The organism is Microbacterium sp. PF5 (assembly GCF_004794315.1).
GTDB classification, from domain to species: Bacteria; Actinomycetota; Actinomycetes; order Actinomycetales; family Microbacteriaceae; genus Microbacterium; species Microbacterium sufflavum.
In genome coordinates this window covers 14,982-28,468 of sequence record NZ_SSDQ01000111.1, presented here as the reverse complement: position 1 = coordinate 28,468, position 13,487 = coordinate 14,982, and the positions used below count along the sequence as shown (strand labels likewise).

Sequence of the window (13,487 nt, the reverse complement as noted above, 5' to 3'; positions counted from 1 at the left end):
GACCGCGCGGGCCACGCGGCGCACGGCCGTGAGTGCGGGTGGGGCGGAGGCGTGCCCGCCGTCGCCGCGCGCCGAGAGCCGCAGCGTCATCACGCCCTTCTCGCCGACACCGATCATCGCGGCACGCCCGGGGACGAAGGGCAGCGGTGCGTCGACGACCGCCCCGCCCTCGTCGACCACGAGCCACGGCACGATGCCGCGGGCGCGCAGCACCCGCGCGATCTCCTCGGCCGCCCGCCCGTAGGTCTCCTCGTTCCCGCCGAACGACAGGTACACGTCGCGCGGCGGGCGGAAGCCGTCGGTCAGCAGGTTCTCGACGGCCTCGAGCACCACGATCAGCGGCCCTTTGTCGTCGAGCGCCCCGCGCCCGTGCACCGAGCCGTCGGCGATCACCCCCGCGAACGGCGGATGGGTCCAGGCGTCGCTCTCGTCGACCGGGACCACGTCGTAGTGCGCCATCAGCACGACGGGTCCGCCCGTGACCGCTCCCGTGCCCGCCCAGTGGAACAGCAGCCCCAGGTCGGTGTGCCGCTCGAGGGTCAGCTCCGCGTGCGTGCGCGGGTACAGCTCGGCGAGCAGCGCCGCGAACTCCTCGAACGGCGCGAGGCCGCGTTCGTCCAGCTCCGCGGAGACGGTGGGGAGGCGGATCATGCGGGCGAGGCGCTCGGCGATACCGGGACGCACGGTGGGGGTCGTCACCCTCGTCATGCTAGCGACCGCGAGGATCCCGCCACTGCGTGAGCTTGTCGGGGTTGCGCACCGCGAAGACCTCGGCGATCCGGTCGCCGCGCACGACGAACGAGAACACCGCGTCCGCATCCCCATCGAGCGTCGCGAGCAGTGCGAGCCCGTCCGGCGCAGACACGAGGGCGACCTCGGCCTCGGGGTTTCGGCGCGCGATGCCGAGCACGAACCGGGCCACGTGGTCGGCCCCCACCACGGGTCGCAGTGCCGCGGACTTCTTGCCTCCGGCGTCGGAGCGGAGCACCACGTCGGGGTCGAGCAGCCTCACGAGCCGGTCGAACTCACCCGTGGCCGCCGCGCCGAGGAACGCCCGCACCACCGCGTCGTGCTGAGCTCGGTCGGCGACTCCGGATCGCCCAGCCCGCACGCGTCGGCGCCCCTGCGAGGCGAGCTGCCGGACCGCGGCGGGGGTGCGTCCGACCGTCTCGGCGATCTCGGCGAACGGCACGCCGAAGACGTCGTGCAGCACGAAGGCCACACGCTCGGCGGGCGTGAGCGACTCCAGCACCACGAGCAGCGCCAGGCCGACGGATTCGTCCAGGGTGACGCGGTCGAGCGGGTCGGGGTGCGGCGGCCCGGCGAACGCGGAACCGTGCGGCACCGGCTCGGGCAGCCACGGACCGACGTAGGTCTCGCGGCGGGCACGCGCCGATCCGAGCACGTCGAGACAGACGCGCCCGGCGACCCGCGTCAGCCACGCGGCCGGGTTGACGATCGCCGCTCGCTCCGCGGGCGACATCCGATACCAGCGCGCGTAGGTCTCCTGCACGGCGTCCTCCGCGTCGGCGACCGTGCCGAGCAGGCGGTATGCGAGGGCCAGCAGGGGTCGCCGCTCGGATTCAGGGGCTTCGAGGTCGTCCATCGTCTCCTATCCTGGCCCTGCGCGACGCACGCGGGCACGGCGGATGTCGCCGATCGCCTCACATTCGGGCGGGCTGCATCGTCGGAGAGGCAGGACCATTCCCGAGACGAAGGAGAACGCACGCATGAGAATCGCTGTCGCCGGTGGCACCGGCGTCGTGGGCAGGCACACCGTGGACGCGGTCCGGGAGGCGGGGCATGACGCGGTGGTGCTCAGCCGCTCGACCGGCGTCGATCTGGTGAGCGGGAGAGGGCTGTCCGAGGCGCTGCGCGGAGCGGACGCGGTGATCGACGTCGCGAGCATCGAGACGCTGAAGGCGAGCGCGGCGATCGAGTTCTTCACCGCGGCGACCGGCAACCTGCTGTCGTCCGCCGCCGACGCGGGCGTGCGACACGCGGTGCTCCTCTCGATCGTCGGCATCGACCGCATCCCCTACGACTACTACGCGGGCAAGGTCGCGCAGGAGAAGATCGTGGAGGCGTCGCCCGTGCCGTGGACGATCCAGCGCGCCACCCAGTTCCACGAGTTCGCCGCGCAGATGTTCGCCCGCGCGACGCTCGGCCCGCTCCACGTGGCACCCCGGGCCCGCACGCAGCCGGTGGCCGCCCGCGAGGTCGGCGAGCGTCTCGCAGCTCTCGCCGTCGGGGACCCGCGGGGTCGCGTGGCGGACTTCGCCGGGCCGCGAGAGGAACAGCTGGCCGACATGATCCGGGCATTCGCGCGACACCAGGGCTACCGCGGCTGGGTTCCGGCGCTGAGCGTGCCCGGCCCGCAGATGACGGGGATGCGGGAGGGCAAGGCGCTTCCGGGACCCGACGCCGACCTCGGCCGGCAGACGTTCGCGGAGTGGCTCGCGGAGACCGCGCACCCCTGACCCTCCCTCCGGCACCGCACCTCCGGGACGGGGTGTCGGCGCGGTCGTGCCCCTGCCCTTGCGGCGGCGCGCGACGGAGCGGAGACTGAGGCGCGGCGGGGATCCTCAGCAGTCCGAACACGACCAGGAGCAGTCATGCCCAATCTCAACCCGTACCTGTCGTTCCGCACCGAGGCCCGGGAGGCGATGGAGTTCTACCGGAGCGTCCTCGGCGGTGAGCTCGACATCAGCGTCTTCGGCGAGTTCCCCGGCATGGTGCAGAGCCCGGAGCAGCAGGACCTCGTGATGCACGCGCAGCTCACCACCCCGGACGGTCTCGTGCTGATGGCCTCGGACACCCCCGACGGCATGACCTACGAGAAGCCGCAGGGCATCTCCGTGTCGCTGAGCGGCAACACCCAGGAGGTCACGCAGCGCGTGTGGGAGGGGCTCTCCGAGGGTGCGACCATCACGATGCCGCTGGATGTGCCGCCGTGGGGCGGGACGTTCGGCATGCTCGTCGACCGGTTCGGCATCGCCTGGATGCTGCACGGCGACCCGGAGTAGGCAGCGGCGGGGTCAGCGCGGCAGCACGGCCCGGCACGCCAGGTGCAGCGCGAGCCGGGCCTCCGGATCGCTCATGTCGATCCCGAGCAGCTCCTGCACCCGGCGGATGCGCACCATGACGGTGTTGCGGTGCAGGCCGAGGGCGGCCGCGGTCGCGGCGATCCCCGACTCGTGGTCCAGGTAGGCCGACAGCGTCGTGAGCAGCTCGCCGCCCCCGTCGGCGAGCGGCGCCAGGAGCGACTGCGCCGCCGGCACGAACGTGTCGTTTCCGGTCCAGGCGAGCAGCAGCTGCTCCAGACCGAGACTGTCCACCCGCACGAACCAGCCCGTGGCGGAGCGGTCGGCCGCGATGCGTGCCGCGTCGCCCGCCTCGTCGAGCGTGGCGGCCAGCCCCTCCGGGCCGCTCTGCAGCGAGCCGACACCGGTCGCCACCGCGAAGTCGCGCAGCGCGCCGAGGTGCACGTCGCGCAGCGCCCCGACCGCGCGCTCCACCCGGTCGGGCCCCGGAGCCTCGGCGAACGACAGCCAGCCGCTCACGCCGCGCCCCGCCGTGGTGGCGTGCGCCTCGGCGTCGATCGCGCTGAGGGCCGGGCTGATCGAGCGCAGCAGCGCGAGCGGGTCGAGCCGGCCGCGCGCGACCGTGCGGAAACCGAGGTGATGCCCGCCGGTGCGCCACCCGCGCTCCGCCATCCGCCGCTCCACGTCGGTGTCGGCCGTGCCGCGCAGCTCCACGAAGTCGCGCAGCAGCCCCGACGATGCGGCGACGTCGTTGACCGCGGCGATCTCGTCGATCAGGATCCGCGCGGCGACGGCCGGCATCGCCACCTCGGCGGCGACGATGAGCGACTGCAGCTGCGCCTCGCCGAGACCGCGACCGAACAGCACGAGCCGCAGTCCGGAACGGCCGGGACTGTCCACGCGCACCGAGGCCGCAGCGTCGCCGTCGGCCCGGGCGGCATCGGTCCACGCGTCGAAGCGGATCCGGTGGCGGAGTGCATCGGCCAGGTGTCCCCCGGCTTCGCGCAGAACCCCCGCGCCGTCGATGAGCGCGACGCCGAGGCCGAGATTCGCCGCGAGGTGCCCGAGCAGGTCGCCGAGGTCGTCCGCCGCGTACTCGAACGACTGCGCGACCTTGCGCACGCGGGTGAGCGTGAGGGCGTCACGCGCCTCGATCAGCATCCAGCAGGCCCGGGCGAGCTGCACCGGCCGCTCGACGTCGAGCAGGGTGAGCCCGAGCCTGGCCGCGAGCCGGACGGCGCCGCGGTCGACGTCGGCCGCGCCGGGCAGCGCGAGTCCGGTGAAGCCGCGGTCGCGCACCCGGCGCAGCATCGCATCCTGCTGCCAGGTCGCGCGCGGCGCGGCGGCCGTGAGGATCGCGAGGCCGCCGCGGCTCTGCGCCGGGAGGTCGGCCTCCTCCGCCTCCACCGACACCGCGTCCCACTCGGCGTCGGCGGGCCCGGCGACGAGGCGCACAGCGCCGTTCTCGCCCTGCGCGAGCAGTGCGGTGAGGGGAAGCGCGGCGCTCATGCCGCGTCCAGCCCGTCGAGACCGTAGGCCGACGGCACGATGCGGGCGCGGCGCTCGGGGCGCTCGCTCCACCAGTCGGGCGCGGGCAGGGCGAGCACGACGACGTGCCGCGCCAGGCTGAGGTCGGTGACCTCGAGGATCTCGCGGGACACGGCGTCCAGCACCACGATCACCTCGGGGGCCGCGGCGACCAGCAGCCCGTCGCTGAGCACCGCGAGCGTCTCCGACCGCGCGACCACCCGGTGCACGGTACCGCCGATGCCCGCGACCTCGATGGCGCTGACGTGCGGGTCGGTCACGGACGGCGCGACCGACAGGATCCGGCCCTCGGCGAGCAGCTCGCCGCCCAGGGCCTCCGCCAGCAGCGGCGGCGCGAGCCGGGCGTGCGCGAGGAACGCCCGCCCCAGGTCGAGCGCCCGAGCCAGGTGCCCCTCGATCGCGTGCTCCCGCAGGTCGCCCACCGTGAAGCCGGCGAGCACCGCGCAGCCCACTCCCCCGGCCTGGATGATGGCCGACCGCACCACCCGCTCCGCGTCGATCGCCCTGGTCGCCTCGACCAGGGCGACTCCGTCCGCGCCGGTCTCGCACGCGAACACGAGCCCGGGCACGCGGTCGACGAACAGCGACATCTGGTCGAGACCGGGCACCGCGCGACCCGTGCAGTCGGCGTCGACCACGGTGTGCGTCTTCGCGAGGGTGAGGGGCGCCAGCCCGTTCATCCCCCCGCCCTCGAGCGAGCAGACCGCCGGCACGGGGTGTCCGAGCCAGCGCTCGACCGCCCGCAGCAGTGCCCCGAACGGCTCTGCGCCCGGCATCCGTTCGCTCAGGAGCATGGTGGAGCCGACGAACGCGACACCGAGGCACGGGGTCGCGGGGTCGAGCGCCGACACCGGCGTGACGTCGATCGGCCCGTGGTCGGCGGCGCCCAGCATGAGCTCGAGCATCGTGGTCGAGCCACCGCCGCCGGAGCCGAGGAGCGCGTAGCCGCGGGCGAGCGCCGCCACGTCGTCCCGCTCCAGCCTCATGCCGTCCAGCCTAGGACGCGGGGGTCCCCTCGACCGGGCGGAACGGCTCCGTCAGGCCGAACGCCATGGGACCGAACGCGGCCAGCGCCTCGGGCGTGCGCATCATGTCGGGCGTGGAGATGCCGAGCACGCGCACCCGCTGCCCGTAGCGCAGCCCCTCGGTCGTGATCGGTTCCGCGGTCTCGTGATCGACCACGCAGATGAGGTCGGGCACGATCGCCAGCAGCTCCCCACCGCGGTAGGCCGTGAGGTTCTCGTTCTGGAACGCGATCTCGACCGCGTCGCCCTCGGCCCCCAGCGGAGCGATGACGGCCCGGCCCTTCGCGAAGCCCTCCGTCGTCCGCCGCTCGACGTCCACGACCTTCCCGACGCCCAGTTCCCGCACGTGCGGGTAGAGGGTGGTCGCGAGGGTGTCGGCGATCGCCTCGAACGGGGACCGGTGCTCCTCGCGGGCCAGGCGGATGGCGCGGCCGAGCGCGAGCGCCATCGAGATGGTCCGTGGCACGGCCGTGCGCCGCACGTCGGCGCCGGTCATGGCGTACTCGGCGATGTGGCCGACGCCGCCCAGCCGGATCGTGATGCCGCGGGCGAGCCACTCCATCTGCCGGTCGTCGTCGCCCGTGTCGATCACGACCTTCTCGCCCCGCTCCCCGGCGAGCGCGAGCGGCGAGCCGTGCACGCCGTACACCGCGAAGGTCTCCATCGACAGCTCGGGGAACGCTCGTCCCATGCCATCCGCGTCCACCACGGGCAGCCCGGTCTCGGCTGCGACGATCAGCGGGATCATGGAGTTGATGCCGCCGCACTCGATGGGCATGGTCGCATCGGCCGTCCGCCCCAGGTGCTCCTCGAGCGTGCGCAGCGCCAGCGTGGGCTCGGTGCCAGCGGGGATCTTCTCCACCATCACCGTCGGGGCGCCCATCTGCGCGGTGGGGATCACGAAGAGGTCGTCCGTCAGCTCGTCCGGGTCGAGGATCGTGATGCTGCCGTCGCCGAGCACCCGTTCCACGAGCATCTTCCCGATGTACGGGTCGCCGCCGCCGCCCGTGCCGAGCAGCGTCGCGCCTCGGGCGAGGTCGGGGAGGTCGGCCGCGGTGAGCTGCCAGCTCATGCGGCCGCCCCCGTCGCGGCGTCGGCGGCGGAGACGGTGCCGTCGAAGCGGTGTGCTGCGAGGTCGTAGCCGAAGTAGCCGGGGCCGACCATCGCGAGGGCCTCCGCGGAGTGCCAGCGCTCGTCGGCGGGGGCCGCGATCACGCGCACGCGCTGGCCGTAGCGCAGCCCCTCGGTGGTGATCGGCTCGCCCGACTCGCCGTCGAGCACCATGATGAGGTCGGGTGTGGTCGCGAGGACCGCGCCGTCGGCCTCGGCGACCAGGTGCTCGTTCTGGAACCGGAGGGTGAGCGTGGTGCCGCCGTCGCCGTCGATACGGGCGCGCCCGCGGGCGAACCCGGTGGTGGTGGCGCGGTTGACGTCGACGACCTTGCCACCGAACAGCTCGCGCCCGCCGAGCAGTTCGACGACCGCCGCGACCGGGTCGGTCTTCTCGTCGCGCGCGGTGGCGATGCTCCGGCCGATCTCGATGCAGCGCGACAGCGACCCCGCCACGAGCGACTCCCGCGCGGCGGTGCCCGACATCGAGAAGCCCGAGATCATGACGGAGCAGCCCATCTCGACGCACGCGACTCGGGCGATGCGCTCGGTCCAGGAGTTGTCGGCCGTCTGCAGCACCCCGGTGTTGCCCTTCTCGTCGCTGAAGGCGAGGGGCGACGCGGTCACGCCGTACAGCGTCGGCAGCACCATCTGCAGCTCCGGGAACGCGCGCCCCATGCCGTCGGCGTCGACCAGCGGCAGGCCGAGCGCGGCGGCCGCGGCGATCGGGATCGTGGAGTTGACGCCGCCGACCTCGGCGCACGCGATGTGCGTGACCGGGCGGCCGAGGTGGATGCCCAGCGCCTTCACGGGCTCGATGACCTCGGCCAGACTCGGCAGCTTCTCGACCATGACGGTGGGCGCGCCCATCATCGCGACGAACAGCACCAGGGCGTCGTCGGGCACCTCGTCGAGGGCGACCACGGTGACGTCGCCGCTCGCGAGGGCCTGCCGGGCGAGGAGCGCGCCGATGTACGGGTCGCCGCCGCCACCCGTGCCGAGCACGGCAGCCCCGCGCGCGAGTCCGTCGATGTGGGCGGGGGTGATCGTCCAGCTCATGTCAGACCCCCATGTCGAGGTCGCCGACGGCCTTGACGCGGATGCGCGTGGCGTTGCCGGGAAGGTACGGGATGGGCACCTCGTCGAAGTCGATGATCGACACGGTGGACGGCTTGGCCCCCGCGGCGATGGCCTTGTCCACGGCCTCGGCCCGCACCTCGGCGAGGGTCTCCTCGCGGCGGCCCGGCTCGATCGCGTACACCTTGTCGATCTCGCCGCCGACCTGGGCGATCGAAGCGCCGATGGCGTTGGCGACCGCGTAGTTCTCCGGGCGGTGCACGGTGCCGAACAGCGGCAGCTCGTCGGGCAGCAGGATGGAGCCGCCGCCGACCGCGACGACCGCGATCGGCTCGGGCGAGGTGCGCATGCGGTCCACGGCCTCGGACACCCGCTCGGCGATGCGGTCGAGCACGCGCTGCACGAAGGCGGGGTCGAGGTGGGCCACGCGGCTCGGGTCGCCCACCTGTGCCCGGCCGGCCGCGACCGCGATGTCGGTCGCGGTGAGGGTGGAGCCGCCGAACACCAGCGCCTCGGTCGTCAGCTTGTACCCGACCGATGCGGGGCCGACCTCCGCGGTCTCCTCGTCGACGATGCTGCCGCCGCCGATGCCGAGGGAGAGCACGTCGGGCATCCGGAAGTTGGTGCGGATGCCCGCGACCTTCACCTCGTTCGCGGTCTCGCGCGGGAAGCCGTTGATGAGCAGTCCGATGTCGGCCGTCGTGCCGCCGACGTCGATCACGGCGCAGTCGTCGAGGCCGCTCGTGGCGGCGGCACCGCGCATCGAGTTCGTGGGGCCGGAGGCGAACGTCGCGACCGGGTAGCGGCGCACGTAGTCCTCGTCCATGAGCGTGCCGTCGTTCTGGCTCAGGAAGATGGGCGCTTCGATGCCCTGCGCGCGCACGGCCGAGGTGAGCCCGTCGACGATCTCGGACGCGAGCTCGCGCAGCGCCGCGTTGATGATGGTCGCGTTCTCCCGCTCCAGCAGCCCGATGCGTCCGATCTCGTGCGACAGCGAGATCGCCGCATCCGCCCCGAGCACGTCGGCCACGATCTCGGCTGCCCGCACCTCGAGGTCGTGGTTGACCGGGCTGAACACCGAGGAGATCGCGACCGATCGGATGCCGTGGGCCTTCATGTCCTCGGCGTGCGCACGGATCTCGTCGGGGTCGAGCGGCGAGATGGGTCGCCCGTCGAACTCGTATCCGCCGTGGGCGAGGTAGCTGCGCGCCTGCGTGGCCTCCACCAGCACCTCCGGCCAGTCGATCAGCGGCGGCAGCGCGCGCGTGGCGGGGAGCCCCAGCCGGAGCGCCGCGACCGGCGCGAGCCGGCTGGCCTGCACGAGCGCGTTGATGAAGTGCGTCGTGCCGATCATGACCGCATCGATGTCTGCACCCTCGAAGGAGTGGCCGGCGCGCAGGTCCTCGATGGCCTGCACGATCCCGCGGGTCACGTCGGGGGTCGTGGAGTGCTTCACCCCCGCCAGGGTGCGGGTGCCGTCCATGAGGACGGCGTCGGTGTTGGTGCCGCCGACGTCGATGCCGATGTGCATGATGCTCGCTTTCGTGTGGGGTGGTTCTGTCGCGGTCGCTCAGACCGCCGCGGGGGCGCTGTCGACGGGGCTCGCCTGGCGCGTGGTGGCGACGCCGACGCCGCGCACCCAGCCGAGCTTGCCGACGACGATGTACAGCACCATCGACAGGAAGAGGCTGAGCAGCGACGGGATACCCCAGGTGACGAAGTACCCGACGAGGGACGAGACCAGCCAGACGACGATGGTCGCGGGGACGATGCGCGGAGCGGTGGCCGGAAGCGTGCCCTGCTCGCGGGTCGCGTCGAGCTCGGGACGCCAGCGCCGCACCACGTAGTACTCGGCGACCATGATGCCGGCGATGGGCGGGAACGCGACGCTGAGCACGATCAGGAACTCGGTGAACTGCCCGAGGATGCCGACCGCGGCGAGCACCGAGCCGACGACACCGAGCACGATCGTGGTGGTCACGCGGTGCAGGTTCTTGCCGAACGCGGTGGAGATGAAGTTCACCAGGCCGAGGGTGGAGGAGTACAGGTTCCAGTCGTTGATCTTCAGCGTTCCGGTCAGCACGATGAACAGGCCGATGAAGCCCACCGACGAGGTGACGATCGCGACGATGTCGCCGGTGGCGGCGGCGTGCGCGAGGAGCACGCCGGCCAGGCCGATCACGAACTCGCCGAGTGAGACGCCCAGCACGGTCTGCTTGACGACGTCGGCGCGCGAGCGGTTGAAGCGGGTCATGTCGCCGGTGATGATGGCGCCGACGATGAGGCCGCCCGCGACGATGCCGGTGCCCGCCCACACGCTCATGGTGGGGCCGGGGGCCGGACCGGTCAGCAGTTCGCCGATGTCGTGGCGGCTCAGCTCGGAGATGACCGACCATCCGACCAGGATCAGGAACAGCGGCACCGTGATGTTCGCGAGCCACTGCATGCCGACGAAGCCGAAGGCCACGATCGCGGTCACCGCGAGGCCGAAGATGAGGCTCCACGCCCACACCGGCAGGGCGCCGGGCATGAGGGCGTCGAGCGACTGCGCCGAGATCGCCGACTGGATGCCGAACCAGCCGATCAGGCTGATGCCGATCGCGAGGCCGACCAGCGAGGCGCCGATCTCGCCGAAGCCGGTCCAGCGGGCGAGGAGGGCGGTGTTCAGGCCTTCGCGCTGGCCGATGAAACCGACCACGCACATGATCACCTCGAGGATGATCGAGCCGAACAGGAAGGCGAGGACGGCCTCGCCGAACGTCATGCTGTAGCCGAGGGTCGCGCCGAGGAGGAACTGCGAGAGGGCCGAGACCTGTCCGAATCGCTGCACTGCGATTCCGAACCAGGGCTTGCGGGCCTCCGGCGTGACTCGGGAGAGCGCGAAGTCGTCTGCGTGCGCCGTGCGTGCCATGAGGATCCTTCGGGAGGAGGGGGGAACGGGTTGCCGCCACCGTAGCCACCGCGCCTCACCGCCCGACATGTGCGATCCGCACGAACATCGCCCGTCGCTGTGCACTCTGCACGCGACGTCAGAGCAGGCGGTCCCAGATCCACCGGAGATCGTTGAGGCCGGGCTCCGCCTCGCCCGCCCGCCCGGCTTGCAGTACGAGCGCGCTCGCGATGCGGGTGAGCACGGACGCGGCGGCGTCGATGCGCTCCGCCGCCTGGTCGGGGCCGACGGCACGCAGCTTGAGGCGGATGACCTCGTTGACCTCGCGCGCCAACGGCAGCAGCCGACCCGCCTGGCGCTCGGCGAGGGCCGGCGAAGCGGCGAGGACGCGCATGCGAGCTGCCGCGAGGTCCTCCTGCCCGTCGGGGGACGCCGGCAGCTCGACCAGACCCAGAGCGCCGCTGAGCACACCCACCGTCGCATCGCTGAGGTACTCGCGCACCCGCTGCTCGTTGAGCCGGGGCAGCGCGCTGCCGAGGAGCGCGTCCTCTTTGGTCGGGAAATGATTGAAGAACGTGCGCTGCTTGACGCCGGCCGCCGCGCATATCTCGTCGACCGTCAGTGCGGCCGGCCCCTTCTCCAGGGCCAGCCGCACCGCCGCGGTCTCGATCGCGCGCGCCGTCGCCCGTCCGCGGGCGTTGCTGCTGTGCGGGGTTGCGGGCGCGGGCATGCTCTATTCGTATCGCAGCGCGTCGATGGGTGACTTCAGCGACGCGCGTCGCGCCGGTAGCGTGCCCGCCAGGAATGCGATGACGACGATGAGCGCGACGACGCCCAGCATCCCCTGCGGCTGGAAGAGCAGCAGGTCAAGACCGGCGAGACCCGAGAGCGGCCCCTGGGCGAGAGCCGCATTGAGCGGCAGTCCCACCAGCACGGCCACGACGACGCCGAGCACGCTGCCGAGCACGCCGATGATCGCCGCCTCGATGCTGAAGAGCGCGAACACCCGTCCGTTGCTCATCCCCATGGCCTTCATGAGCCCGATCTCGCGCGTGCGCTCCTGCACGCTCATCAGCAGCGTGTTGATGATGCCGAAAGCGGCCGCGAGCAGGGCGATCACGGCGAACGCGTTGAGCACACCGGTGATGCCGCCGATGACCGTCTGCACGATGCCGAGCTGGTCCTGGATCGTCTGCGCGGTCATCCCCGCGTCAGCGACCCGGTCCTTCAGGTCGCGCACGTCGTCGGCGCTGGCGTTCGGGTCGAAGGAGGCCACCGCGACCTGGAAGCGCTCCGGCGCCGACGACCCGGCGCGCTGCTCCGCCGCGATCGCGTCGACCAGGGCGGCGTTGGCCCCGGCGCCGGCATTGAGCAGGCTCGTGTTCGAGACGCCCACGACGGTCGCCTCGATGGTGTGGGGGCCGCCGAGCACGTCGGTGAACCCCAGTTCGACCCGTGCACCGACCGCGTCGCCGGGGTCGGCCCAGCCGAGCGGCTCGACGTCGTCGAGCGGGAGGGTGATCTGGTTCTCGGTGGCCTCGGCATCCAGCTGCGAGCCGGCGACGAGGTCCGCCCGCGCGATCGACGAGGTGGGCGCGATCGCGAACTCGTACTTCTGCGACCCCGGTCCCTGGATCCAGTCGACCGCGACGGCCGAGACGGGCGACACGTCACGCAGTCCGTCGATGCCCTCGAGCGCGGAGATGTCCTGCGGCGTCAGCGCTCCCCCGCCGGTGAGTGGATTGGCAGGACCCCCGGAGGCCGTGGAGGTCGCGGGATCGTACGGCTGGGGCCCGGCGTCGGTCGCCGTCCCCGTCCCCGCCGAGATGAGCAGCACGTCGTCGGCGCCGAGCGACGCCACCTGCTTCGCGACGTAGTCGGAGACACCGGCGCCCAGTGCGGTCGTGAGGGTGAGCGTGAACGCTCCGACGAACAGCGCCAGCACGGTCAGCGTGGTGCGCAGCTTGCTGCGGAACGTGTGCGACGCGGCGGTGCGCACCAGGTCGAGCGCGTTCATGCCGCCACCCCCGTCGCATCCTCCAGGCGCCCGTCGCGCACCACGACCCGGCGGTCGCATCGTGCGGCGAGGTCATCGTCGTGCGTGACGATGACGAGGGTGATTCCGTGGTCGCGCTGGAGCGCGAAGAGCTCATCTTCGACGACGGCGCCGGTCGCGCTGTCGAGGTTTCCCGTCGGCTCGTCGGCGAAGATGACCTCGGGCTCGGACACGAGCGCCCGAGCCAGCACGACGCGCTGCTTCTGCCCGCCGGACAGGTCGTTCGCACGGCCCCGCGCCTTGTCCTCCAGGCCGAAGCGGCGCAGGGCCTCCATGCCGCGGCGTCGCCTCTCGGCGGCGGGGATCCCCGCGATCGTGAGCGGGAGGATGACGTTGTCGAGCACCGAGGCACCGGGGGTGACGAAGAACTGCTGGAAGACGAAGCCGAAGCGGCGGTTGCGGATCCGGTTCACCGCCCGCGGCGACAGCGTCGCCGCATCAGCGCCGTCCACCCGCACCTCTCCGGCGTCGGGGCGGTCCAGAAGCGCAAGGAGGTGCATCAGCGTGGACTTGCCCGACCCGCTCTTGCCGACGATGGCCAGGGACTCGCCCCGCCGCACCCGCAACGACACGTCGTCGAGAGCCAGGAATCTGCTCTCGCCCTTCCCGTAGGACTTGGACAGATGACGCGCCTCGATGGCCGTCGGGACGGAGTCCGCACTTTCATTCATGCAGATACAGTAACAACTCTTGGCAGTTACTGCCTGATAAGTTCCCGTGGAAGGACGAAGACCCCC

At 72.4% G+C, this 13,487-nt stretch carries 13 protein-coding genes; 2 read left to right on the top strand and 11 right to left on the bottom strand.

Features of this window, described 5'->3' with window-relative positions:
• A partial coding sequence (locus DW297_RS09590) for a M20/M25/M40 family metallo-hydrolase (protein WP_136031756.1) occupies window positions 1-708 on the bottom strand: 708 nt, incomplete at its 3' end.
• A 1-nt stretch (window position 709) separates the two neighbouring features.
• On the bottom strand, window positions 710-1,606 hold the full coding sequence (sigJ, locus tag DW297_RS09585; RefSeq protein ID WP_136031754.1) for an RNA polymerase sigma factor SigJ: 897 nt from the start codon (window positions 1,604-1,606) through the stop codon (window positions 710-712).
• Between the two features lie 124 nt (window positions 1,607-1,730).
• Here sigJ and DW297_RS09580 point away from each other — a divergent pair, with 124 nt between their 5' ends.
• Both DW297_RS09580 and DW297_RS09575 read left to right on the top strand, forming a co-directional pair.
• Complete coding sequence (locus DW297_RS09580) at window positions 1,731-2,480, top strand: SDR family oxidoreductase (protein ID WP_136031752.1); 750 nt, start codon at window positions 1,731-1,733, stop codon at window positions 2,478-2,480.
• A 135-nt stretch (window positions 2,481-2,615) separates the two neighbouring features.
• A complete protein-coding gene (locus DW297_RS09575; RefSeq protein WP_136031750.1) occupies window positions 2,616-3,026 on the top strand; it encodes a VOC family protein in 411 nt (136 codons plus the stop codon).
• A gap of 12 nt (window positions 3,027-3,038) precedes the next feature.
• Here the strand turns inward: DW297_RS09575 and DW297_RS09570 are convergent, their stop codons facing one another.
• The 9 genes from DW297_RS09570 to DW297_RS09530 form a co-directional block, all read right to left on the bottom strand.
• The gene (locus DW297_RS09570; RefSeq protein ID WP_136031748.1) at window positions 3,039-4,553 is read right to left on the bottom strand and encodes a helix-turn-helix domain-containing protein; all 1,515 of its coding nucleotides are present in this window, start codon (window positions 4,551-4,553) and stop codon (window positions 3,039-3,041) included.
• The gene (locus tag DW297_RS09565; RefSeq protein WP_136031746.1) at window positions 4,550-5,578 is read right to left on the bottom strand and encodes an S-methyl thiohydantoin desulfurase domain-containing protein; all 1,029 of its coding nucleotides are present in this window, start codon (window positions 5,576-5,578) and stop codon (window positions 4,550-4,552) included. The genes DW297_RS09570 and DW297_RS09565 overlap by 4 nt, the downstream gene beginning before the upstream one ends.
• A gap of 10 nt (window positions 5,579-5,588) precedes the next feature.
• Complete coding sequence (locus DW297_RS09560) at window positions 5,589-6,689, bottom strand: DUF917 domain-containing protein (RefSeq protein WP_136031745.1); 1,101 nt, start codon at window positions 6,687-6,689, stop codon at window positions 5,589-5,591.
• Complete coding sequence (locus DW297_RS09555; protein ID WP_136031742.1) at window positions 6,686-7,786, bottom strand: DUF917 domain-containing protein; 1,101 nt, start codon at window positions 7,784-7,786, stop codon at window positions 6,686-6,688. Before DW297_RS09555 ends, DW297_RS09560 begins: the two co-directional genes overlap by 4 nt.
• Window position 7,787: 1 nt before the next feature.
• Complete coding sequence (locus DW297_RS09550; protein ID WP_136031739.1) at window positions 7,788-9,335, bottom strand: hydantoinase/oxoprolinase N-terminal domain-containing protein; 1,548 nt, start codon at window positions 9,333-9,335, stop codon at window positions 7,788-7,790.
• Between the two features lie 39 nt (window positions 9,336-9,374).
• Window positions 9,375-10,715: a purine-cytosine permease family protein gene (locus DW297_RS09545; RefSeq protein ID WP_136031737.1), complete on the bottom strand. Its 1,341-nt coding sequence runs from the start codon at window positions 10,713-10,715 to the stop codon at window positions 9,375-9,377.
• Window positions 10,716-10,833: 118 nt separating this feature from the next.
• A complete protein-coding gene (locus DW297_RS09540; protein ID WP_136031735.1) occupies window positions 10,834-11,424 on the bottom strand; it encodes a TetR/AcrR family transcriptional regulator in 591 nt (196 codons plus the stop codon).
• Between the two features lie 3 nt (window positions 11,425-11,427).
• Entirely contained in the window at window positions 11,428-12,711 is a 1,284-nt protein-coding gene (locus DW297_RS09535; protein WP_136031733.1) for an ABC transporter permease, read from the bottom strand.
• The gene (locus DW297_RS09530) at window positions 12,708-13,421 is read right to left on the bottom strand and encodes an ABC transporter ATP-binding protein (protein ID WP_136031731.1); all 714 of its coding nucleotides are present in this window, start codon (window positions 13,419-13,421) and stop codon (window positions 12,708-12,710) included. The genes DW297_RS09535 and DW297_RS09530 overlap by 4 nt, the downstream gene beginning before the upstream one ends.
• Window positions 13,422-13,487 lie beyond the last annotated feature (66 nt).